General features: G+C 70.8%; 17 protein-coding genes. 6 read left to right on the top strand and 11 right to left on the bottom strand.

Going from position 1 to position 22,798, the window contains the following annotated elements; genetic code table 11:
* Window positions 1–28: 28 nt before the first annotated feature.
* Window positions 29–598 carry an NADPH-dependent FMN reductase gene (locus OG251_RS19115; protein ID WP_326678336.1) on the bottom strand — a complete coding sequence of 190 codons (570 nt, stop codon included), beginning with the start codon at window positions 596–598 and terminating at the stop codon, window positions 29–31.
* Window positions 599–741: 143 nt separating this feature from the next.
* On the bottom strand, window positions 742–1,149 hold the full coding sequence (locus OG251_RS19120) for a hypothetical protein (protein WP_326678337.1): 408 nt from the start codon (window positions 1,147–1,149) through the stop codon (window positions 742–744).
* Between the two features lie 131 nt (window positions 1,150–1,280).
* On the opposite strand from OG251_RS19120, the gene OG251_RS19125 reads away from it, so the two are divergent.
* The 3 genes from OG251_RS19125 (at window position 1,281) to OG251_RS19135 (ending at window position 4,610) form a co-directional block, all read left to right on the top strand.
* On the top strand, window positions 1,281–2,171 hold the full coding sequence (locus OG251_RS19125) for a hypothetical protein (RefSeq protein WP_326678338.1): 891 nt from the start codon (window positions 1,281–1,283) through the stop codon (window positions 2,169–2,171).
* A 185-nt stretch (window positions 2,172–2,356) separates the two neighbouring features.
* Window positions 2,357–2,602 carry a DUF2630 family protein gene (locus OG251_RS19130; protein ID WP_326678339.1) on the top strand — a complete coding sequence of 82 codons (246 nt, stop codon included), beginning with the start codon at window positions 2,357–2,359 and terminating at the stop codon, window positions 2,600–2,602.
* Window positions 2,603–2,744: 142 nt separating this feature from the next.
* Window positions 2,745–4,610 carry an FUSC family protein gene (locus OG251_RS19135; protein WP_326681318.1) on the top strand — a complete coding sequence of 622 codons (1,866 nt, stop codon included), beginning with the start codon at window positions 2,745–2,747 and terminating at the stop codon, window positions 4,608–4,610.
* Window positions 4,611–4,765: 155 nt separating this feature from the next.
* Here OG251_RS19135 and OG251_RS19140 read toward each other — a convergent pair whose 3' ends face one another.
* The 3 genes from OG251_RS19140 to OG251_RS19150 all read right to left on the bottom strand — a co-directional run bounded on the left by OG251_RS19140 (window position 4,766) and on the right by OG251_RS19150 (window position 9,358).
* Window positions 4,766–5,185: an RNA-binding S4 domain-containing protein gene (locus tag OG251_RS19140; RefSeq protein WP_326678340.1), complete on the bottom strand. Its 420-nt coding sequence runs from the start codon at window positions 5,183–5,185 to the stop codon at window positions 4,766–4,768.
* Between the two features lie 176 nt (window positions 5,186–5,361).
* Complete coding sequence (locus tag OG251_RS19145; protein WP_326678341.1) at window positions 5,362–7,035, bottom strand: hypothetical protein; 1,674 nt, start codon at window positions 7,033–7,035, stop codon at window positions 5,362–5,364.
* A 253-nt stretch (window positions 7,036–7,288) separates the two neighbouring features.
* Window positions 7,289–9,358: a PhoX family protein gene (locus tag OG251_RS19150; RefSeq protein ID WP_326678342.1), complete on the bottom strand. Its 2,070-nt coding sequence runs from the start codon at window positions 9,356–9,358 to the stop codon at window positions 7,289–7,291.
* A gap of 281 nt (window positions 9,359–9,639) precedes the next feature.
* On the opposite strand from OG251_RS19150, the gene OG251_RS19155 reads away from it, so the two are divergent.
* Window positions 9,640–11,250, top strand: a complete 1,611-nt coding sequence (locus OG251_RS19155) for a VWA domain-containing protein (RefSeq protein WP_326678343.1) — start codon at window positions 9,640–9,642, stop codon at window positions 11,248–11,250.
* Here OG251_RS19155 and OG251_RS19160 read toward each other — a convergent pair.
* Entirely contained in the window at window positions 11,184–12,470 is a 1,287-nt protein-coding gene (locus tag OG251_RS19160) for a sensor histidine kinase (protein WP_326678344.1), read from the bottom strand. The two genes, OG251_RS19155 and OG251_RS19160, sit on opposite strands and share 67 nt — an antisense overlap.
* The gene (locus tag OG251_RS19165) at window positions 12,467–13,120 is read right to left on the bottom strand and encodes a response regulator transcription factor (RefSeq protein WP_198953557.1); all 654 of its coding nucleotides are present in this window, start codon (window positions 13,118–13,120) and stop codon (window positions 12,467–12,469) included. The genes OG251_RS19160 and OG251_RS19165 overlap by 4 nt, the downstream gene beginning before the upstream one ends.
* Window positions 13,121–13,323: 203 nt before the next feature.
* Between OG251_RS19165 and metG the strand changes: the two genes are divergently transcribed.
* Window positions 13,324–14,940 (top strand): methionine--tRNA ligase, encoded by a 1,617-nt coding sequence (gene metG / locus OG251_RS19170; RefSeq protein ID WP_326678345.1) that lies wholly within the window; start codon window positions 13,324–13,326, stop codon window positions 14,938–14,940.
* Between the two features lie 150 nt (window positions 14,941–15,090).
* On the opposite strand, the gene OG251_RS19175 is transcribed toward metG, so the two are convergent.
* Together OG251_RS19175 and aspS are read right to left on the bottom strand one after the other, a co-directional pair.
* A complete protein-coding gene (locus OG251_RS19175) occupies window positions 15,091–15,876 on the bottom strand; it encodes a L,D-transpeptidase family protein (protein WP_326678346.1) in 786 nt (261 codons plus the stop codon).
* Window positions 15,877–16,219: 343 nt separating this feature from the next.
* On the bottom strand, window positions 16,220–18,004 hold the full coding sequence (gene aspS / locus OG251_RS19180) for an aspartate--tRNA ligase (RefSeq protein WP_326678347.1): 1,785 nt from the start codon (window positions 18,002–18,004) through the stop codon (window positions 16,220–16,222).
* Between the two features lie 246 nt (window positions 18,005–18,250).
* On the opposite strand from aspS, the gene OG251_RS19185 reads away from it, so the two are divergent.
* Window positions 18,251–20,464 carry an ATP-binding SpoIIE family protein phosphatase gene (locus tag OG251_RS19185; RefSeq protein WP_326678348.1) on the top strand — a complete coding sequence of 738 codons (2,214 nt, stop codon included), beginning with the start codon at window positions 18,251–18,253 and terminating at the stop codon, window positions 20,462–20,464.
* A 150-nt stretch (window positions 20,465–20,614) separates the two neighbouring features.
* Here the strand turns inward: OG251_RS19185 and OG251_RS19190 are convergent, their stop codons facing one another.
* Both OG251_RS19190 and OG251_RS19195 read right to left on the bottom strand, forming a co-directional pair.
* Entirely contained in the window at window positions 20,615–21,718 is a 1,104-nt protein-coding gene (locus OG251_RS19190) for an AI-2E family transporter (RefSeq protein WP_326678349.1), read from the bottom strand.
* A 64-nt stretch (window positions 21,719–21,782) separates the two neighbouring features.
* The gene (locus OG251_RS19195; RefSeq protein ID WP_266804789.1) at window positions 21,783–22,739 is read right to left on the bottom strand and encodes a pirin family protein; all 957 of its coding nucleotides are present in this window, start codon (window positions 22,737–22,739) and stop codon (window positions 21,783–21,785) included.
* Window positions 22,740–22,798: the final 59 nt, after the last annotated feature.

Here is a 22,798-nt window from a genome sequence, read left to right on the forward strand (position 1 = left end):
GTCGGTTCGGGGGCGGGGCCGGGCTGCGTCATGAGACATAGGGGCGGGCCGCCCGCGCGTCTCTCAACGCGGTGCCCCACCAGCCGAGCTGGTCGAGCATCAGCCCCACGGCCCGGTCCCGCCCGTAGTCCTCCGACCTGTCGTCCAGCCGCTCGGTCAGAAAGTCGAAGGCCACCCCGTTGCGCATGGTCACCGTGTGGAGCTCCGTGAAGACCGATCTCAGCTGCTCGACCGCGTACAGACCTGCGGAGCCGTGCCCGTAACTCACGAAGGCGACCGGTTTGGCCTGCCACTCCTCGTACGCGAAGTCGACGGCCTGCTTCAGGGAGGCCGGGAACGAGCGGTTGTACTCCGGGGTCACCACCACGAAAGCCTCGGCCCGCCCGATGGATCCGGCGAACTCCGTCATCTGGTCGGTCGCCCGCTCCGGATAGTGCACCGGGAAGTCGAAGTCGGCGAGGTCCAGCACGGCCAGCTCCAGCTCGTCGCGGAGCCGGGCCCGCGCCAGGAACCAGCGGCCGACGGCGTCACCGATACGCCCCTCGCGCGTACTGCCGATGATCACCGCGACGCGCAGCGGCCGTGCGCTTCCCGTCATCCCTCTCCTCCTCTCCCGTCCCGCTGCCGGGCCCCGTAGGTCCCGCACAGCCCGCTCCCTCACCCCATGGGCGCCAGACGGCGAGGCGCGGCCGCCAGATTCGATCTGGCGGTCGCGCCCTGGAGAGAAACCAGCCTTCGCGCTCAGTCCTCCCTCGTGTAGAAGATGTAGAACGAAACGCAGAGCATCACGGCCCCGACCAGCACCCCCAGCCCGGTGGACCGCAGCACGCTGGTATCGGTGAGGCTGACCAGGAACCCGATCGCGCACGCGGTCAGCGCCCCGTACGCCGCCGCCCTCAGCTCGCGCGGCAGCGCATGCTGGATCCGGCCCAGCGCGAAGCAGAGCGCGGCCAGCGCGACTCCGGAGACCAGCCCGAGAAGGACCTGCCCGCCGGTGCTCGGGCCACCGTCCCGGCGGATGAAAGCCGCGTAGAAACCGAAGATCACGCCCAGCGTGAGCGGTACCGCCCAGGCGAGCGGGCTGTGGTGGCGTGCCCGTGCGCGAGCCCGGGAACCCCCACGGGTCGGCATGGCTGCGTGTGTGGCCATGGCGGACAGCTCCTTCCGTCGCCCCCGTCGCACGCCCCCGTCCCTCCAGAGCACACCCGACCGCGCCGCACGGCAACTCGAATGGCGTACGACCCGGGGCGCGCGGCCTCCCCGCGGGATTCCCTGGGGTTGTGCGGACCTCCCTCTCAGCCACCCTGTCGGCAGTACTGCTCCTCCTGCTCGCGGTCCTGGTGCCGCTGAGCGCGCTCTCCGCCTGGGTCGACCTGGAGATCGACGACACCGACCGGTACGTGGCCGCCGTCTCCCCGCTCGCCTCCGATCCCGCCGTTCAGGACACCGTGAGTGATCTGATCACCGACGAGGCCATGAAGCAGATCGACCTCGGCCCGCTCCAGGACACCGTCCGGAACTTTCTCCACGAGAGCGTGCGGTCGTTCACCGACACCGATGCCTTCCGCACGGCCTGGGACACCGCGAACCGCACGGCGCACAAGGCGGTGACGTCGGCGCTGGACGGCAACAGCGGGGAGGCCGTGAACATCGACCTGGCTCCGGTGATCGAACAGGTCAAGCAGGAGCTGGTGGGCAAGGGGGTGCCGTTCGCGGAACAGATCCCGGTCCAGCACACGGACATCACGGTGCTCACCGCCGACCAGGCCGACCAGCTGCGCGGCTCGTTCCGGTGGCTGCGGTACTGCAGCGTCTGGCCGGCCGTGGGAACGCTGGTGTTCCTGGTGCTGGTGGTGGGCATCGCGACGGTGCGGGGTGGCCGGCGGGCCGCGCTGACGGCCACGGCGGTCGTCGGGGCGGGGTTCGTACTCGGCGCGATCGTGCTGCGGGTCCTGGTCGCGGTCGGCCGGGGCCGGGTGCTGGACGAGGTACCGGACAGTGACCGGGACGCGGCCGCGGCGGTCGTCGACGCGCTGACCGCGTCGCTGCGGACGACGGTATGGGTGGTTCTGGCGGTGGGAGCGGTCCTTCTGGTGGGGGCGGTGGTGGCGCGGCTGCTGATGCGCCGCAGGGCGCGGACACCCCGGATCGCCGGACAGGCCCCCTTGTGAACAGCACCGGGTGCCCGAAGGCGGCCGCCGCCGACCCGATGTGCGGTCGGGCAGGGGCCGGGCGACAGTAGGAATCATGACTGCCGGGGAGCGACCGGGAGGTCTTCCCCGTACGAGCCGTCACGGTCGACATGCGAGCCGTCGCGGCCGGCGCGTACCTGGCGGACCCACTGAAGGAGCCACTCATGGCCGACCACGACATCCTTGAGCACATCGACGGGCTGGTCTCCGAGGAACGGACCCTGCGCGACCGGTCCACCGGGAACCTGGGCCTGTCCACCGAGGAGAAAGCGCGCCTGCGTACGGTGGAGGTCCAACTCGATCAGTGCTGGGACCTGTTGCGGCAGCGGCGTGCGCTCAGCGAATACGGCGAGGACCCGTCGGTGGCGAAGGTCCGCCCCGCCGACGAGGTGGAGGGGTACCAGAGCTGACCGAGGACCGCGCGGAACAAACAGGGGGTACGCAGTGGCCACGGCCGACGCCGCCGACGCAGACTCCGATGCCGACGCCGACCGGAAGCGGGCCGCGCCACCACCGTGGCTGCTGAACGGGCTGCGTCCGCAGTCCGCGCCCATCCCCTGGGCCGCCGTCCTGCGCGCCTCCATCGCCCTGGCCGCCCCGCTCGCCGTCGGCTTCGCCGTCGACCGGCCGACGTACGGCGCGCTGGTCTCGATGGGCGCGCTGTCCGGTGTCATCGGCGACACCGCCGACGCCTACCGGATGCGGATCTTCAACATCGCCGTGCCGCAGCTGTTCGGCGCCCTCGGCATCATGCTGGGCACATTCGTGTTCGGAACCGGCTGGGCCGCCGTCGCCGTGCTGACCTTCGTCGGCCTGGTCTCCGGCATGATGTCGACGATCGGTGCCGTCGCCTCCGTCTCCGGCCTGCTCCTCCTGCTCAACTCGGTGGTCGGGGCCGGCCTGCCGATGCCCGACCCGTGGTGGGTGGCCCCGCTCCTGCTCACGCTCGGCGGCCTGGTGGTGCTGGTCCTGACCCTGCTGTCCTGGCCGTTCCGCCGGCAGCTCCCCGAACGCGTCGCGGTCGCCGACACCTACCGTGCCTGCGCCGACCTGCTGGCCGCCGCCGGGACACCGGAGTACGAGCAGCAGCGCCAGGCGGTCACCCAGTCGCTCAACACCTCCTACGACCTGATTCTCGCCCGGCGTGCCCGCTACCACGGACGCAGCGCCCGCATGGTGCGGCTGCTGTCCCAGCTCAACGTCGTCATCCCGCTCGTCGAGGCGGCGCCCGCCGTGCATGTGCGGCACCTCTCGCTGTCCGCCGAGATCCCCGCGGCGGTACGTGAGCTCGCGGACGACGTGGAGCTGAGCCGTACCGGCGAGCCCGAACTGCGGCTTCCCACGCCGGACTCCCCCGCGACCCGAGCGGTGGACAGCGCCCTGCGGCACGCGGCGGCCGTCGTGCACAAGGCCGACCCCGACCCGTACAACGTCGACGACCGGCTCGGACGGCCCGCCGCGCTCGGTGTGCGCATCCGGCGGGCGACCCGCAGCGTGCTGTTCTCGGGGACGTCCTGGCGCTACGGGCTGCGGCTGGCCCTCTGCATCGGCCTGGCGCAGGCGCTCACCTCGCTGATCCCGGTGCCCCGCTCGTACTGGGTCGCGCTGACCGTCACCTTCGTCCTGAAGCCCGACTTCGGTTCGGTGTTCTCGCGTGCCGTGCTGCGTGCGGTGGGCACGGCGGCGGGGCTGGTCGTCGCCGCCCCCGTGCTGTCCGAGGTGCCCATCGGCTGGTGGGACGTGCCCGCGATGGTGGTGCTCGCGGCCTTGATCCCGGCGCTCACGGCCAAGGGGTACGCGTTCCAGACAGCGGCCATCACACCGGTCATCCTGCTGCTGTCCGACCTGCTGAACCACCAGGGCGTGGGGCTGGTCTGGCCACGGTTCCTGGACAGTCTCATCGGCTGCGGCATCGTGCTGATCGCGGGATATCTGCTGTGGCCGGAGAGCTGGCACACCCGGATCGGCTCCCGGCTCGCGGACGCCGTGACGGACATCGCCGACTACGTGGCGTGCGGTTTCGACGGCCGCGGCACCGACCAGGCGGAGCGAGTACGGGCCCGGCGTCGCCTCTACCGCGACCTGTCCTCCGTGCGCTCCGAGTTCCAGCGGGCCCTGACCGAACCACCGCCGGTAGGCACCCGGGCCACCGCGTGGTGGCCACTGGTCGTCGCCGTCGAACGGATCGTGGACGCGACGACGGCCGCCCGGGTCCGGGTGAACCACGGCGCCACGGAGCCCTCGCCCGACGAGGTGGCCGGCATCGAGCAGCAGTTGCGGGAGCTGGCCGAGGGCATACGCAGCAGCGAGGTCCTGGTGGAGGTACGGGCCGAGCTGCCGGGCGACGAGGACAGCGTCCTTGAGCCACTGCGCCAGGAGGTGGCCGCGGCGCGTGCGATCGCCTCACCCCAGCCTTGACCCGGCACATGCCGCGCCTGACCCGACAGATGCGGCGCCTGACCCGGCACGAGCCGTGCCTGGCCCGGTACGGAGTCGGCTCAGCTCAACTCGGCTCACGGGTAAGGCGCGTGGTGCGACGTTTCACGTGAAACGTCGCACCGGGCGCGTACCGGCTACTGCTCCGGACCCGGCGCCCGTTCCGGAGACCGGCCCTGAAGGCGCTCCATCTCCCGCCGGTCGCGCTTGGTCGGGCGGCCCGCGCCCCGGTCACGGACCGGGACCTGGATCGCCACCTCGCGGGGCGGCGGGGGCGGGCTGTTGTCGACGAAGCATTCCGCCGCAACGGGCGGGCCGACCCGCTTCTTCACGATCTTCGACACGACGACGATCCGGTCCCGCCCCGCGTGCCGGAGCCGTACCTCGTCGCCGACGCGCAGGGGCTGGGCGGGCTTGGCCCGCTCCCCCGCGACCTTCACATGTCCTGCCCGGCAGGCGGCAGCGGCCTGCGAACGGGTCTTCGTCAGCCGGACCGACCAGATCCAGACGTCGACCCGGACGCTTCCCTCCGCCTGCGGTGCGTCACCGGAAACCATGGCTCCGACTCTAGTGCGCCGAACGCACGCGGTCGCCGGACGAGCGGGATTCCGACCCCACCCGTCCGACCCCACCCGACCGGCGCCCACCTGCCCCGGTCCGCCTGCCCCGGCCCGTCTGCCCCGGTCGACCTGCCCCGCCCCGCCCGACCGGTGTCCAGGTCCGACCGATGGCGTCAGGAGCCGAAGCCGCCGATCACTTCACCCATGTCGTAGCTGTACAGCTCGCGCTTGCAGCCCGAGCACTCGGCACTCGGGGCATGTTCGCTGAGCGACCACAGCTGCGGAGCGAAGCCGTCCCCGCGCCCATGGGCCAGGTACAGGTCCTCGGGGCCGACCGCCGATTCCAGGATCTTCGGATTCCCGACGAGCTGAGTGGCCCCGCCGACCTCGCCGGGGGTGGCCTGGAGCAGCCGGCCCTTGCTGTAGGCGTTGCTGCGGTGGAAGTACCACGTGCCCTCGTAGCGCAGCACGCCCTGGATCTTGTGCCACAGCCGCTCGCCGTTGAACGTCCCCTCGGTCGGCAGACCATAGGCGAGGTCCGCGCTCGCGGCGGTACCGGCGGCGCCCTCGACCGCCGCGGTGAGCGCGGTCATCGGGTACGTACCGACACGGCCGGTGCTGTCGCCGCCGTTGTTGCGGTTGCAGTACTCGCCCAGGATCAGATGATCGGTGCCCGTCCGGTCCAGGGAGATGTACGAAGCCTTGGGGCGCCCGGTGGCGTAGCACTGGTTGCCCGAGGTGGTTCCGCCGTTCTTCGCCGTCGTGAACTTCAACGAGGCGACCTGGGGCATCACGTACCGGTAGCCGTAGGAGTACCAGACGTTGTTCTGCCGGCCGATCCGCTTCTTGTCCGTGACGTCGCTGACCAGACCGTCCGGCGTCGGGTCGTTCTTCTCGGCATCGTTGTCGGGGTTGAGGTCCATGATCCTGCGGAGGTCGAAGACCCGCATGCCGTTGGCGGTGTCGGCCACGTACAGATAGTTGCCGTACCAGACCATGCCACCCGCGTGAATGCCGTTCTGAGCGGCACAGCTGGTGGTCACCGCGGAATCGCACAGGCCCTCGCGTGCGTGCAGCGCGTCGAAGGAGATGTGGTCCTGGGAGTTCATGTACGGCCAGGCCAGCAGGACATGGCGGTACCGCTTCGTGGCCTGGTCGAAGAAACTGACCCGGACGCCCTTCTCGTTGCAGGCATCGGACGCGGAGCTCTTGAGGCAGTCGTCACGGCCGACCGCGTAGTCGCTGCGGCCCGGATTCCTGTCATCGTACGAGGCCACCGCGATCGGCTCGGCGTTCGACGTGCCCCAGTCCTCGTCCTCCTGGGCGTCCGAAACCCCGGTGATGGCCTGCGGAATCCACTCGGTGGAGGAGAGGTCGTCGCTCTGCCAGCAGACACGGTGGCTGGTCGACAGATCGGAGCCGTAGATGGCGGTGGTGCCGCAGTCGGCATTCCAGCCGGCGGGCCGGTTGGCCTGCTCCATCAGCGCGGTGAGGCCCTGTGCGGGCAGCGCGGCGTCCAGCTTTCCGACCAGGCCGGAGAGGCTGGTGCCCGCCGCCAGCTTGAAGTCGGCCACCCGTCCGGGAACCGGGGCGGCCTCCAGGCCGGAAGCGGTGGGTGTCCCGCCGGGGCCCACCAGGTCGTCCTGCTCACCCTCGTGTTCGTTGGCGAAGCCGTCATCAGGCAGGCCGGCGTCGCCCGGTACGGGGTCGCCGGACGCGGCAACCTCGGCGGGGGCGGCGGTGACCGGTGCGGCGACGGCACCGGCCGCCGGACCGAGTCCGGTCAGCATCGCCCCGGCCGCCACGGCGCAGGCCACCAGACGTGTTCTGCGGGATGGATGTCCCATGGAGGAGCCCTTCTTGAGAGCGCGTACGGATCAACACAGATCGCTGACCGGCACGGATCAGGAATCACCGGGCACCGATCGCCGATCACGACGTCACCGACCGTATGGCGGTTCACGCCGTCCGGCCGCCCCGACAGGCAACTCCGGTCCGGGTACACATATTTGGGCCACGCCCATCAGGCCCACGCCTCCATGGGCGCGGGCCTGATGTTTCCTCACTGCACCGCAGGAAGGACATTCACTCGCAAGGGGGTCACACGCCGATGTCGCGGCCGTCCTTGCGCCACACGGCGACGACCGACGGGCGGACGATCTTCCCGGGTCCGTCCGGCCAGTTGCTCGCGGGCTTCTCGACGGACGCGCCGTCGATCTCACCGGGGTGCTGCACGGCGACCAGGACCCGGCGGTCCTGGATGAGCGGGCCGCAGGTCTCGGCGCCGGTCGGGACGGTCAGGAACTGCTTCAGCTCGCCCCGGCGTTCGCCCTGGGTCGCGACTCCGAACAGCCCGTCGTGCGAACCGAGCTGGTTGCCGTCCGTGGAGATCCACAGGTTGCCGTGGGCGTCGAAGGCCACATTGTCCGGGCAGGAGATCGGGCTGACCTTCTCCTTGGGGAAGCCGGAGAAGTACGTCGCCGGGTCGTTCGGGTCGCCCGCGACGAGGAAGAGCCGCCAGGCGAAGCCGTCGCCCGCCGGGTCGTCCCAGTTCTCGGCGAGTTCCAGGATCTGACCGTGCTTGTTGGCGTTACGCGGGTTCGCCTCGTCCGCGCCGGCCTTGCCCGCCTTGCCGCGGTCGGAGTTGTTGGTGAGCGCGATGTACACGCGGCCGGTGCGCGGCGAGGGCTCGACGTCCTCGGGGCGGTCCATCTTCGTGGCACCGACCTTGTCACCGGCCAGGCGCGTGTAGACGTACACCTCTTCGGCCGTCATTCCGGGCACGTGCGAGGTGTTGCCCGTGGCCAGCGGAATCCAGACGCCGCTGCCGTCGAACTCGCCGTCCGAGGGCAGCTTTCCGGTGCCGTCGAACTCGTTGACCGGCGAGTCACCGGTCAGCTTGGCGACGTACAGCGTGCCCTCGTCCAGCAGGGTGAGGTTGTGCGCGTGGGCCGCCCGCGAGTTCCCCTTCTTCATCCGCTTGCTGGAGACGAACTTGTAGAAGTAGTCGAACTTCTCGTCGTCGCCCATGTAGACGACCGGACGGCCGTCGGAGGTCAGTCGCGGCTGCGCGGCCTCGTGCTTGAACCGGCCCAGCGCGGTCCGCTTGCGCGGGGTGGAGTCCGGGTCGTACGGGTCGAGCTCGACGACCCAGCCGAACCGGTTGGCCTCGTTGGGCTCCTTGGCCAGGTCGAAGCGCTTGTCGAAACGCTCCCACTTGCGCTCCGTGGCGCCCGCCGCGATGCCGTACCGCTTGTGCATGTCGGTGGAGCCGTTGGCGAAGTACTGGTTGAAGTTCTCCTCGCCGTGCAGGGTCGTGCCCCACGGCGTGGTGCCGCCCGCGCAGTTGTTGAGCGTGCCGTACACCTTGCGCCCGGTGCGGTCGGTGGACGTACGCAGCAGAGGGCTGCCGGCGGCCGGACCGGTGATCCGGAACTCGCTGGTCGCGGTGAGGCGGCGGTTCAGCGGGTGCCGGTTGACCGGGCCGAGCTTGCCGGTGCGGTGCTCCTCCTGGACGACGACCACGGAGAGTCCGTGCGCGGCCCAGGCGATCTCGACCTGCTCACGGGTCGGGTTGGCCGGATCGTACCCACGGAACATCAGGATCTCGTCCGTGTACTCGTGGTTGGCGACCAGGACCTGACGACCGCGCTCACCACGGAGCGGGAGCAGGGAGAGGAAGTCGTTGTTGTAGCCGAACTGGCCCGCCTGCGCCTTCGCGGACTGCTTGTCCGGGTTGAAGGCGGGGGCCCCGCGCAGGATCGGCTCGCCCCAGCGGATCACCACGTTCTGGCCGTACCCGTCCGGGACGGTGACCTTGTCGTTCTTGTTGGGGGCGACGGGCGAGAACCGCAGGCCACGGGCGCCGGAGGGGGCGGGCCGGTGCGGGTGACCGGGCTTGTGACCCTGGCCGGCGAGCGCCGCGGCCTCGGCCTGCGGAGCGGCCGGGCCGGTCAGCGCGGCGGTACCGGCGGCAGCCGCGACGGTCACCACGGCGGCGGCACGCATCATCGAGCGACGCGACAGCGCGCCGGCGATGACATCGCCCGCGTACTCGTTGTCGCTGGTGTTCGGTATCTCCTTGAAGCAGGCGTCACCGCAGCGGTAGCGGCAGGTCAGCGCAGAGCGCCCGCCCGGGTGCGAGCTGATGAGCGGCAGCAGATTGCGCACGTGGTTTCCCTCCGTCTATGTGTCTTGCGTGACGGTAGGTGTGCATCCACGCGGTATGACGGACTCGCGGTGAACGGACAGTGAAGTCCGGGCCACCGCTGCTCTCTTGAGGCTCGGTCCGGACTCGGACAGGGATCGGTTGCGGCTCAGCTGCCCCAGGGGCGGGCCGCACCGCCGAACGGCCGGATCCGGCCGCTAACCTTACGTATCCGCCCTGGCCAGGGATCAAATTCCGCAGGTCGGGCATTTACCGCTCTCAACTCATGCGAAAGGCCTCGCCCATGGGCATTCGGAGCTTGCTGCGCAAGGTGTTCGGCCGCACGGAGCGGGACGAGCCGACCACGGCCACCGTCCCGCCCCAGGCCGAGCGCACCCAGCCCACGGAGTCGGAGCCGGAGACCACTCCGGCGGCGGCGTCCGTACCGGAACCGAAGGTCTCGGTTCCTGCCCCGGCCTCTCCTTCTTCGGCTTCCTCGGTTTCTTCGGTTTCCTCGACCTCCTCCTCTTCTTCCGTCTCTTCCGTACCTTCGCCTTCTTCCGGTTCCGGTTCGGGTTCCGGTTCTGGTTCTGCCGGGCACGGGAGCGGGCTGGCGTCGGACCTGGTCGCGGCGGCGTTCGACAAGGCGGCCACGCCGACGGTCCCGGCCCAGGGCTCGGCCCCGAAGCCGAAGCCGTCACCCGAACCGGTGAAGGTCGTGGAGCCGGTCGAGACCGCCGAGGCGGCAGCCGCCGCCGAGAAGGCCGAGCCGGTCGAGGCCGCGTCGGCCGTCGAGCCGGAGGTCACGTCGGACGCCACGGCGGAACCGATCACCATCGACCTGGACCCGGAACCGGCACCGGCACCGGCACCGGCAAGCACGCCGGCCGCCGAGACGGCGCCGACCGCCGAAGCCACGCCGGTCATTGAGACCGCGCCGGTCACCGAAGCCGAGCCGTCCGCCAGCGTCGAGCCGGATGCCGACCCGGTGCCGGAGCCCGCACCCGCACCCGCACCCGCACCCGAGGCAGCTTCCGAGCCCGTCGCGGCCGTCGCAACCCCCGAGCCCGCCAAGGCTCCCGAGGTCGTCAAGCCTGTCGAGGCCCCCGAGGCAGCCGAGGTCCCCGAGGCAGCCGAGGTCCCCGAGGTCCCCGAGACCTCCAAGCCCGTCGAAACCCCCGTCCCCTCCCCCTCCCCCGCCACCGGGTCCGCCGCCGCTCCCGGCAAGCCCGCCGTGACCGCCGCCCGGGTCAAGTCGCGCGCGCCCCAGCTCGTCGCCCCGTACAAGGCGGCGCAGGCCGGACTCAAAGCTCACGGTCTGACGGGGCTCCGCGCCTCCGTCTATCTGGTCCTGGACCGGTCGGGCTCCATGCGGCCGTTCTACAAGGACGGCAGCGCCCAGCACCTGGGCGACCGTGCGCTGGCTCTCGCCGCACACCTCGACGAGAGCGCCACCGTGCCCGTCGTCTTCTTCTCGACCGACATCGACGGCACCGGGGCGATCGAGCTCACCGCACACGAGGGCCGGATCGACGAACTGCACGCGGGCCTCGGCCGCCTGGGCCGTACCAACTACCACCGCGCCGTCGAGGAGGTCGTCGCCCACTACGAGAAGTCGGAGGCCACCGGCCCCGCCCTGGTGATCTTCCAGACGGACGGACCGCCGGACGCCAAGCAGGCCGCCAAGCAGGCACTGGCCGACGCGGCACGGCTGCCGCTGTTCTTCCAGTTCGTCGCGTTCGGCGAGCAGGACGCGAAGGGCTTCGACTTCCTGCGGAAGCTGGACGTCGACAACGCCGCCTTCTTCCACGCGGGCCCGGCCCCGCGCGAGATCACCGACGCCGAGCTCTACCGGGAGATCCTGGCCGGGCTGCCGGCCTGGATCGCGGCCCGCGAGACGGTCACCGAAGGCTGATCCACGGGCAGCTGTACGGTCACGGCGAGACCGCCCTCGGGACCGGGCACCGCCGTGACCGTACCGCCGTGAGCCACTGCAATAGAACGTACGATCGAAAGCCCGAGCCCCGACCCCGGCCCCATCCGGTCACGGCCCTCGCCCCGCCGGAACGGCTCGAAGAACCCCGCGATGTCCGCGTCGGCCACCACCGGACCGGTGTTGCGCACCACCAGAACCCCCGCCGCCGTGAGCGACACCTCCACGGACCCGCCGGGCACGTTGTACGTCACGGCGTTGGCCAGCAGGTTCGCCACCAGCTGGGCGAGCAGCAGCCGGTTTCCACGTACGGTGCAGGGCCCGCTCACCACGGTCCTCAGGTTCGTCACCGGCACCTCCGGCCCGCCGGGGACGCCGCGCGCCGCGCGCTGCCGGGCCTGCTGCCGGGCCGCCTCCTCCTCCACCACCCGGGCGAAGCCGACCTTCTCCCGCTCGCTCGTCGCCAGCCCCCGCTCGCTCCGTGCCAGCACCAGCAGCCCCTCGATGAGCCGCTCGCTGCGCCGGTTGGCGTCCAGAAGCGTCTGCCGGGTCCGGACGAGGTCCTCCGGCGTCGGGTCGTCGAGACCCACCTGGATCGCGGCCCGCTGCGTGGCCAGCGGGGTCCGCAGCTCGTGCGAGGCGTTCGCGATGAAACGCCGCTGGCTGTCGAACGCCTTCTCCAGCCGCGCCAGCAGCGCGTCGAGCGTCTCGCCCAGTTCCCTCAGCTCGTCGTCGGGACCGCTGGACGCTATCCGTTCGTGCAGGGTGTGCTCGGAGAGCCGACGGGCCTTCGCGGTCATCGCGTGGACCGGGCGCAGTACCCGCCCGGCGGTCCACCACCCCACCGCGACCGCGCACGCCGTCATGACGAGCAGCGCGGCGATCGACCAGTACATGAGCTGCCGGCCCGCCGCGTCGCTGACATGGTCGGTGAGGTCGTAGACGGTGGGCGGCCCGAGACGGCTGCGGCTGATCAACGGGCCGTTCACCGCGTAGCCGGGCTGCACGACAGCGGCCGACGAGGCGATGGCGCGCGCCTCGGAGTCCGTACCGGCGCGGGACGCCAGGTTGACGGTGGCGAGCAGGGCGGTCCCGAGGACCAGGAACACCCCGCCGTACACAAGAGCGATGCGGGTCCGGATCGTGGAGTGCGGCACGTTCGCCGCGCCCACCACGCGCAGGAGCCGGGTCCGCCGCTTCACAGGGCGTACCCGACGCCCTGCACGGTACGGATCAGGCCGGGCTCGCCGAGCTTGCCGCGCAGCTTGCTCATGCACACGCGCACGGCCCCGGTGAACGGGTCGGCGTTGGCGTCCCAGGCCCGTTCCAGCAGCTCCTCCGCGCTGACGGTCCCGCCGTCGGCCTCCAGAAGCAGCTGAAGCACCGTGAACTCCTTCGGCGACAGATCCAGGTCCCGGCCGTCCCGGGACGCGGCCCGCCGCACGGTGTCGAGCCGGATGCCGTACCGCTCCAGCTGCGGCGGCACGGGCCTGGCGCTGCGCCGCCGCAGCGCGCGTACCCGCGACACCAGCTCGGGGAACTCGAACGGCTTGGCCACATAGTCGTCGGCTCCGAGATCGAGCCCGGCGACACGGTCCTCCATCGTTCCGGAGGCGGTGAGCATCAGGATCCTGGTCCGCGAGCCGGAGGCGACCAGCTTGCGGGCCACGTCGTCGCCGTGCACACGGGGCAGGTCGCGGTCGAGGACGACCACGTCGTAGTCGTGCAGTCCGAGATAGGCGAGCGCCGCGTCACCGCTGTACACCGTGTCGACCGCGAACCCGGCCCGGCGCAGCCCGGTGGCGACCAGCTCCGCCAGGATCTCCTCGTCCTCGGCGACAAGTACCCGCATCGTGATGTCCCCTGCCTCGTGCATGCGTGTCCACTCCCTCCCAGGATGCGTCTTAACTACCGGAAGGCATGTTTCGCAAAGCTCTCCGTGGGCTCCGCTCGGGCTCCGCAAGGGCTCTGCCGGCGCTCCGCAGGGGCTCTGGGCTGCGCGGGCCGCGTTTATCGAGGTGAGGGGATCTCCCACGGACCGTTAGGATTTCGACCATGGCGGCCACTGGATCCCGAGAAGCAGGGGGCGAAGACGTGAAGTCCTTCTACGTATCGACCCCCATTTACTACGTCAACGACGCTCCTCACCTGGGCCACGCCTACACGACCGTCGCAGGCGACGTGCTCACCCGCTGGCACCGCCAGCGGGGCGAGAAGGTGTGGTACCTCACCGGCACGGACGAGCACGGTCAGAAGATCATGCGCACGGCCGAGGCGAACAACGTCACCCCGCAGGCTTGGTGCGACAAGCTGGTCGAGGAGGCGTGGAAGCCCCTCTGGGAGCATCTGAACATCGCGAACGACGACTTCATCCGGACGACGGAGAAGCGGCACACCGACCGTGTGCAGGAGTTCGTGCAGGACCTGTACAACAAGGACGAGATCTACAAGGGCGGGTACGAAGGCCCGTACTGCGTGGGCTGCGAGGAGTACAAGCTCCCCGGCGATCTGATCGAGGACGCGGACGGCACCAAGCTGTGCGCGGTCCACAAGAAGCCGGTGGAGATCCTCAAGGAGGAGAACTACTTCTTCAAGCTGAGCGAGTACGGCCCGAAGCTGCTGGAGTTCTACGCGGCCAACCCCGGCTTCATCCAGCCCGAGTCCGCCCGCAACGAGGTCGTGAACTTCGTCAAGCAGGGGCTTCAGGACCTGTCGATCTCCCGCTCGACCTTCGACTGGGGCGTCCCGGTGCCGTGGGACGAGAAGCACGTCATCTACGTGTGGGTCGACGCGCTGCTCAACTACGCGACGGCGGTCGGCTACGGCGCCAACCAGGAGAAGTTCGACGCGACGTTCCCGGCCGACGTCCATCTGGTCGGTAAGGACATCCTCCGCTTCCACGCGGTGATCTGGCCCGCGATGCTGATGGCTCAGGGGCTGCCGCTGCCGGGCCGCGTCGCGGCCAACGGCTGGCTGATGGTCGGCGGCGAGAAGATGTCGAAGTCGAACCTGACCGGTATCAAGCCGCAGCAGCTGACCGCGCACTTCGGCGTGGACGCCTACCGCTGGTACTTCCTGCGCGCCATCGCTTTCGGCAGCGACGGTTCGTTCTCCTGGGAGGACTTCTCCGCCCGCTACACCTCCGAGCTCGCCAACGACTACGGCAACCTCGCCTCGCGCGTGGCCGCCATGGTCGGAAAGTACTTCGGCGGCGCGCTGCCGGAGGCCACGGCCGCCGGTGACGCCGAGCAGGCCGTACGGGAGGGCCTCGCGCAGGCCGTCGCGACGGCCGACCGGAAGATCGGCGAGGAGCTGGACTTCCAGGCCGGCATCCTGGCGATCTTCGACTTCGTGAAGCAGGTCAACGGCTACATCACGGAGCAGGAGCCGTGGAAGGTGGCCAAGGACACCTCGCCGGAGGGCCAGGCCCGCCTCGCGACGATCCTGTACACCGCCGCCGAGGCGCTGCGCGGGGTCGCCGTCCTGCTGAACTCCGTGATGCCGGACACCTCGCAGAAGCTGTGGGAGTCCCTGGGTGCCGAGGAGTCCCTGGGCGCCCTGGCCGACCAGCGGGTCCAGGACGCGGGCACCTGGGGCCTGCTGCCCGTGGGATCGACCGTCACCAAGGGTGCGGTGCTGTTCCCGCGCCTGGAGGAGAAGCCGACCGCGTAGCGGTCGGCAGCCGGGTACACAGACCGCCGGCGAAGGGCCCGGAACCGCCACGCGCGGTTCCGGGCCCTCGTGCGTGGGCCTTCGGGACAGAGGCATCCAGGCGGTCGCGGAGCACGTACGCGGTCGCGGGAGATGTACGCGGTCGCCGGTTCAACGTTCCAGGGCGGCGGCGTCACCCATCACGATCACCGGGTTCTTCGCCGGGTCCAGGGTGCGCAGGAGTTCCTCCATCCGCTCCTCCGGGAGCGAGACGCAGCCCTGCGTCGGGCCGCCGTGGTCCACGTGGATCCAGATGCCGCCGCCCCGCTCCATGCCGAGCGGGCGGGTGCGGTCGAGCGGGGTGACGCCCGGCGTGCGGTTGTAGTTGATCGCGACGACATAGTCGAAGGAGCCTTCCAGGGGTTCGCCGAAGAACCCGTCACCGCTCACCGCGAAGTGCGGCTGCTCGTCGTACGGCAGCAGGGAGCCGGGGTCGGGCAGCCTGCCGCCCGCGTCGGTGAGGGTGTAGACGCCGTTGGGGGACTTGAGGTCGTCCGCCATATGGAGGTCCGTCCACCCTCGCATCCCGTTGTGGGCGGGCCACGGGCCGGCCGCCGGTCTCCAGCTCTTCGTCGGGCCGTCGCGGGTGTAGAGCACGGCGGTGGACCGGTTGGAGTCTGCGGCCTCGCCGGTCACGACGAGCGCCTGCCGGGCGGTGGACGGGATCAGCCCCCTCGTCCCCGGACCCAGGTACGGGATCTCCTGGGGGCGGGCAGGCTGCGTCGGAGTGGCCCGCCCGGCCATGGCGGCGGACTCCGGCCCCGCCGCACCGCCCGGGGGTCCGGCGAGCGCGGCGGCCGTGGAGTCCGCGGCTTCCCTGGAGCAGCCGGTGAGGAGCAGGGCCAGAAGGACGAACGGGGCGGCGAAGAGAACGTACGGGCGACGGGGGACGGGCACGGTGGCAGGCTCCTCGGTGATTCCGGCTGTCGGCACGAGACGGCACGGTGGTCTCAGGTGCCAGTCTTTGCCGACCGCGGCCCGCGCGAATCCGGACCGGGGCCATCCGGCTGTACCGGTGGCCGGGGCGGGAACGAGTCCCACTCCACGTACCCGTACCCGCCGGTGAGTTGAGTGCCCCGCAGGTACGGCTCATGGTGGGTCGGGTCGACGCGCTTCGTCACACCAAGGGCCCCACACAGCGAAACAGTCCCCGATCAGGTGATCGGGGACTGTTTCACGTGAAACAGGCGCAGGGCCTGCTTCTCGGGGCCGGCTTCTGCCTCGGGCCTGCTTCGCGGCCCTACTTCTCGGTCTTGTCCTTCGCCGAGGCGACCGGCTTGCGCAGCTGGATGTTCAGCTCGCGCAGGCGGGTCTCGTCCAGCTCGGTGGGAGCGCCCATCATCAGGTCCTGGGCGTTGCCGTTGAGCGGGAAGGCGATCGTCTCGCGGATGTTCGGCTCATCGGCGAGCAGCATCACGATGCGGTCGACGCCCGGAGCGATGCCGCCGTGCGGCGGGGCCCCGAGGCGGAACGCGCGGAGCATGCCCGCGAACTCGTGCTCGACGGTCTCGCGGTCGTAACCGGCGATCTCGAACGCCTTGAGCATCAGCTCGGGCTCGTGGTTCCGGATGGCGCCCGAGGACAGCTCGATGCCGTTGCAGACGATGTCGTACTGCCAGGCGAGGATGTCCAGCGGGTCCTTCGTCTCCAGGTCGTCCAGGCCGCCCTGGGGCATCGAGAAGGGGTTGTGCGAGAAGTCGATCTTGCCCGTCTCCTCGTCCTTCTCGTACATCGGGAAGTCGACGATCCAGCAGAACCGGAAGACGCCCTCCTCGAAGTGGCCGGACCGCTTGGCAGCCTCGACCCGGACGGCCGACATGATCTTGGAGACCTCGTCGAACTCGCCCGCGCCGAAGAAGATCGCGTGGCCCGGGACCAGCGCGAGCCGCTCGGTGAGGGTCTTGACGTCCGCCTCGGTGAGGAACTTGGCGATCGGACCGGCCAGGGTGCCGTCCTCGCCGACGCGGACCCAGGCGAGGCCCTTGGCCCCGTGCTCGACCGCGTAGGCGCCGAGGCCGTCGAAGAACTTCCGGGACTGACCGGCGGTGTCCGGCACCGGGAGGGCGCGGACGTGCTTCCCGGCGAACGCCTTGAACTCGGAGTCCGCGAAGACGTCGGAGATGTCGACGAGTTCCAGCTGGGCCCGCAGGTCCGGCTTGTCGTTGCCGTACTTCAGCATCGACTCACGGAACGGAATGCGCGGGAACGGGGAGGTGACATGACGGCCGTTGCCGAACTCCTCGAAGAGCTCGGTCATCAGCTTCTCGATCGGCCGGAAGATGTCCTCCTGCTCGACGAAGGACATCTCGACGTCGAGCTGGTAGAACTCGCCCGGCGAACGGTCGGCGCGGGCGTCCTCGTCGCGGAAGCACGGCGCGATCTGGAAGTAGCGGTCGAAGCCCGAGATCATCAGCAGCTGCTTGAACTGCTGCGGGGCCTGCGGCAGCGCGTAGAACTTGCCGGGGTTCAGCCGGGACGGCACCACGAAGTCGCGGGCGCCCTCGGGAGAGGTCGCGGTGAGGATCGGGGTCGCCATCTCGTTGAAGCCGAGGGCGGTCATCTTGTGCCGGATCGCGGAGATGACGGCGGTGCGCAGCATGATGTTGCGGTGCATGCGCTCGCGGCGCAGGTCGAGGAAGCGGTACTCCAGGCGCCGCTCCTCGTTGACCCCGTCCTCGGCGTTGATCGTGAAGGGCAGCGGGGCGGCCTCGCCCAGTACCTCGACCTCGGTGACCTCGATCTCGATGTCACCGGTCGGCAGTTCCGGGTTGACGTTGTCGGCGCCGCGGGCGGAGACCTTGCCGTCGATACGGACGACGGTCTCCTTGGTCAGCTTCGCCAAGGCGTCGTTGCCGGGGGTGCCGGGGCGGGCGACGAGCTGCACCAGACCGTAGTGGTCGCGCAGATCGATGAAGAGGATGCCACCCAGGTCTCGGCGATTGTGCAGCCAGCCGCTCAGCCGGACGTCGGTACCGACGTCAGAGGCGCGGAGCTCGCCGCAGGTGTGGGACCTGTACCGATGCATCGTCGTTCATCCAGTCTTCGCGGTTCGGGGTGGATTGAGCCACCCCAGGCTACCGCCCACGCCCGCACCACTTCATTGCCTTTGCCAGTTCAAGATCATCCAGGGGCGGTGCGGGGCGCGCCCGGCTCGCATCCGTGGCCCCCGTCGGTACGGGGACGGGCCGCGGCGACGGGCATCGGGCACGGACGCCCGCACTCGGCGACCCCTCGGTGGCGTCGATCGCGGACATCTTCCTAAAGTGGGGCAATGCGCACCGAGGAAATCCTGGCCGCGATCGCGACAGGTCTGTGGCGCTGGGACAACGCAGCCGGCACGGTCACGCTCGATGCGGAGGCGGCCCGGTTGCTCGGCCTGCCCACCGAGCCCGGCGTCTACCGGGAGGCCGCGGTGCGCTCCCGTTTCCACCCCGTCGACTGGAACGAGATCTACGGGGTGGTGAATCTGGCCGTCGCCGAGGGCACCCTGGCCGAGGCGCGGCTGCGGATCGTGGACGAGCGGGGCCGGGTTCTGCGCACCGTACGCAGCAGGTCCAAGCCGACCTACCCGGCCGACCACAGGTTCGAGAGCTATGTGCTGATCGGCACACTCCAGGAGGTCGCCGAGCCGCAGCCGGGCGCCACCGCGGCGCACACCTCCATCACCGGGGACTGGCGGCGGTCCCGGGAGGCGTTCCTGCTGGACGCCGGGCGGGCGCTGGCGGAGGCCCGGTCCACCCAGGAGGTGCTGCGGGTCGCCGCCTCGCTCTCCATGCCCGGGTTCTCGCCGGACGGGCTCGCCGTGTTCGGCGCCGCCGGGGAACGGCTGACCATCATCGGGCACCACGGACACAACGCGGGGGACGAGGAACCGTTCACCGACATGCCGCTGGAGACCGACTATCCGGCCGCCGAGGTCGTCCGCACGGGGCGGGCCATCTATCTCCCTTCCCCCGACGACTACCGGCGCCGCTACCCGGCCACCTGGCCGCTCGCCAGCCGCTTCGGGCGCCGGTCCTGGGCCTTCCTGCCCCTGGTCTCCGCGGGCCGCACGATGGGGGCCTGGATGGCGGGGTTCCGGCACCCCGTGGCGTTCTCGCCCGACGAACGTGCCGTGCTCACGACGGTCGCGCGGATGCTCGCCCAGGCGCTGGCCCGTGCCGGGGTCGCCGAGACCGAGCGGGAGCTGTCCCTGGGGCTCCAGCGCTCGATGATGCCGTCCCTCGGGCCGGACATCCCCGGCATGAGCGTGGCGGCGCGCTACATCCCGACCGGCGGCGGCCTCCAGGTCGGCGGTGACTGGTACGACATGATCCCGCTCCCCACCGGCCGTATCGCACTCGTCATCGGCGACGTCCAGGGCCATGACGTGCGGGCGGCCGGCCTGATGGGCCAGCTCCGCATCGCCCTGCGCGCCTACGCCTCCGAGGGCCACCGCCCGGACGCGGTGCTCTCCCGTGCCTCGCGCTTCCTCTCCGGGCTCACCGAGGCGTACGAGGACCTGGGCGACGGGGACGGGGAAGAGCCCACGGCGCCGCGCTTCGCGACCTGTCTCTACGCGGAGGTGGACCCGGCCGAGGGGACCCTCGACATCGCCCGCGCGGGCCATCCGGACCCGGTGGTGATCAGCGTCGACGGCACCGCGGTGATCCGGCAGACCGCGGGCGGGCTGCCCCTGGGCATCGAGGCGGACTCGGACTATCCGACGACCCGGGTGGTCCTGGAACCAGGAGAAACGATCATGCTGTGCACGGACGGGCTCATCGAGACCGGCGGGCACGACATGGCCACCGGCTGGACCCGGCTCAAGCCGGTCCTGGAGCAGCCCGTCGAGGACCTGGAGAAGCTCGCCGACGCACTGGTGCAGGCCGTGCACGGGCCGACCTCGCACTACACGACGGGGCCGCTGGCGGACCGCCGCGAGGACGACATCGCGGTGCTGGTGCTCCGTCGCGGGAGTTCCGCGACGCGACTGGCACCGCCGCGCCGCACCGCGCTGACGATCGCCCAGGCCGAGCCCGAGCGGATCGCCGTCGCCCGGCAGCAGCTGCGCGAGATGCTGCACGACTGGGCGGACGCGGAACAGGTCGACGCGGCCGTGCTGATGATCTCCGAGATGGCCACCAATGTGCTGGTCCACACGGACGGGGACGCGCTGATGGTCGCCGAGGCGGCCGGTGAGCGGGGCGAGCGGCGGCTGCGGGTCGAGGTGGCCGACGGCAGCGACGAACTGCCGCACAAGCGGCGCCCCGGCGAGATGGCGTCGAGCGGACGTGGGCTGGTGCTGATGGAGATGCTGGCGGACTCGTGGGGGGTCGACCCCCGGGGCGAGGGGAAGTCGATCTGGTTCGAGCTGTACGAGTCGGCCGGGCCGACGGAGGCGGGGGAATCCATGAAGGCGGAGGAGTCCGCGGAGGCGGGGGATTCCACGGAGGCGGCGGAAGGCCCGGAGCCGGCGGAGGGAGCGGAACCCCCTGCCGCGTGAGCGGCCCCGGCCCCTACGCCGACGCCGGCCCCGGAAGATGTCACAGACGACGCGGGCGTACCAGCAGGCACGGGCGTACCGGGCGGCCGGAGCCGCGTGGATCTCCCGGGCGGCCGGTGCCGCGTGGGTCTCGGGCGGCCGGTGCCGTCCTCAGGCGCCCGACGGGCCCGGGGAGACGCCGGGGGGCGGGTCCGCCGGCGTGGCCGGGGAGGTCTCGCCGTGGCCCTTCCTCAGCTCGCCGATCACACCGAAGGCCGCCGCGCACAGCGGTACCGCCAGCAGCATCCCCAGCAGCCCCGCGACGCTGGCGCCCGCGGTCAGGGCGATCATGACCATCGCGGGGTGCATCTGGACCGTACGGCTCTGGATCACCGGCTGGAGGATGTGGCCCTCCAGCACCTGGACCGCGAGCACCACCCCCAGGGCCCAGAGGGCGATCACGAGGCCCCGGTCCGCGAGCGCGACGAGCACGGCGACGGCGCCGGAGATGAAGGCCCCGAGATACGGGATGTACGCGCCGACGAAGACCAGCGCACCCAGCCCCACCGCACCGGGCACGTCCAGGATCAGCAGGCCGACCGTGATGCACAGGGCGTCGATCAGCGCGATGAACGTGGTGCCGCGCATGAAGCCCTCGACGGCCTCGAAGGCCCGCCGCCCCATGGCCTCCACCAGGTCGCCGGTGCCGCGCGGGGCGACGGAGTGGGCGAGGTTCACCGCGCGGTCGGAGTCGCGCAGGAAGAAGAAGGTCAGCAGCAGGGCGAGGACACTGGTCGCCACCAGCGAGCCGATCAGGCTGATCCCGCTGAGCAGGCCGCCCGCCGCACTCGCGCCGAACTTCTCGACGAGGCTCTTGGCGTTGTCGGCGAGGTCGTTCACATTCGTGTCGTCGGCGACGCCGAAGTGGTCGACCACCCACTGCCCGGCGTCCTTCAGCGAGGCGACGATCTGATCGCCGGTGTCGATGAGCGCGGTGACGACGATGTACCCGGCACCGCCGACCACCGCGACGAGCGCGGCGCAGGTCAGTCCGGCGGCGAGGGAACGATTTACCTTATGGGCGGTCAGCCAGCGGTGCACGGGGCCGAGCAGCGCGGTACCGAGCAGCGCGAGCAGCACCGGAGTGACCGCGGTCTTGAAGACGATGCACAGCCAGACGGCGACCGCGACGACACCGGTGACCAGCAGAACGACACCGCACCAGGCGGCCGTGCGCCGCGCGGTGTCGGGCAGGAGGGGTTTTTGGGTATGCACCCTCCCACCCGATCACAGCACGGGGCGGCTGTCCCACCCGCACCCCCGTACGAGTGAGCGGACGTCACATGCCGTGGACCGCGGGCACGGTGCCGAGGCGGCCGGCCTGGAAGTCCTCGAAGGCCTGCTTCAGCTCGGCCTGACTGTTCATCACGAACGGTCCGTAGTGCGCCATCGGCTCACGGATCGGACGGCCGCCGAGCAGGACGACCTCCAGGTCCGGGGCGTGGGCGTCCTGCTGCTCGTCCGCGCGGACGGTCAGCGAGGAACCGCTGCCGAACACCGCGGTCTGCCCCATGTGGACGGGGCGGCGCTCCGCACCGGCGGTGCCGCGTCCGGCCAGCACGTAGGCGAGACCGTTGAAGTCCTCACGCCACGGCAGGGTCACCTCGGCGCCGGGCCGCACGGTGGCGTGGATCATCGTGATCGGGGTGTGGGTGATGCCGGGACCGTCGTGCCCGTCGAGCTCACCGGCGATGACACGGAGCAGCGCGCCACCGTCCGGAGAGGTGAGGAGCTGGACCTCACCGCCACGGATGTCCTGGTAGCGGGGGGCCATCATCTTGTCGGCCTTGGGCAGGTTCACCCACAGCTGGAGGCCGTGGAAGAGGCCGCCGGACATGACGAGGGACTCCGGCGGGGCCTCGATGTGCAGCAGGCCGGAGCCGGCCGTCATCCACTGGGTGTCGCCGTTGCGGATGGTGCCGCCGCCACCGTTGGAGTCCTGGTGGACGAAGGTGCCGTCGATGAGGTACGTGACGGTCTCGAAGCCGCGGTGCGGGTGCCAGGGGGTGCCCTTCGGCTCCCCGGCCTCGTACTCCACCTCACCCATCTGGTCCATCATGATGAACGGGTCGAGGTACTTGTAGTTGATCCCGGCGAACGCACGGCGCACCGGGAAGCCCTCGCCCTCGAAACCGCTCGGCGCGGTCGTGACGGCGAGCACGGGACGGGCCGCGGCGTCACCCGAGGCGGCGACCTTGGGCAGGGTCAGCGGGTTTTCGACGGTCACTGCGGGCATGAGAGCCACCTCCGGGCGAGTGTTCTGCGTTCAATTTAGTTGAACAGTGAACATCTTGC

This window comes from Streptomyces sp. NBC_01237 (assembly GCF_035917275.1).
Lineage (GTDB): Bacteria > Actinomycetota > Actinomycetes > Streptomycetales > Streptomycetaceae > Streptomyces.

Coding starts and splice junctions, on each gene's coding strand:
- OG251_RS19195 (WP_266804789.1), bottom strand. CDS start 22,739: ATGCCCGCAGTGACCGTCGAAAACCCGCTGACCCTGCCCAAGGTCGCC.
- OG251_RS19140 (WP_326678340.1), bottom strand. CDS start 5,185: ATGGTTTCCGGTGACGCACCGCAGGCGGAGGGAAGCGTCCGGGTCGAC.
- OG251_RS19145 (WP_326678341.1), bottom strand. CDS start 7,035: ATGGGACATCCATCCCGCAGAACACGTCTGGTGGCCTGCGCCGTGGCG.
- OG251_RS19155 (WP_326678343.1), top strand. CDS start 9,640: ATGGGCATTCGGAGCTTGCTGCGCAAGGTGTTCGGCCGCACGGAGCGG.
- metG (WP_326678345.1), top strand. CDS start 13,324: ATGGCGGCCACTGGATCCCGAGAAGCAGGGGGCGAAGACGTGAAGTCC.
- OG251_RS19130 (WP_326678339.1), top strand. CDS start 2,357: ATGGCCGACCACGACATCCTTGAGCACATCGACGGGCTGGTCTCCGAG.
- OG251_RS19115 (WP_326678336.1), bottom strand. CDS start 598: ATGACGGGAAGCGCACGGCCGCTGCGCGTCGCGGTGATCATCGGCAGT.
- OG251_RS19120 (WP_326678337.1), bottom strand. CDS start 1,149: ATGGCCACACACGCAGCCATGCCGACCCGTGGGGGTTCCCGGGCTCGC.
- aspS (WP_326678347.1), bottom strand. CDS start 18,004: ATGCATCGGTACAGGTCCCACACCTGCGGCGAGCTCCGCGCCTCTGAC.
- OG251_RS19185 (WP_326678348.1), top strand. CDS start 18,251: ATGCGCACCGAGGAAATCCTGGCCGCGATCGCGACAGGTCTGTGGCGC.
- OG251_RS19165 (WP_198953557.1), bottom strand. CDS start 13,120: ATGCGGGTACTTGTCGCCGAGGACGAGGAGATCCTGGCGGAGCTGGTC.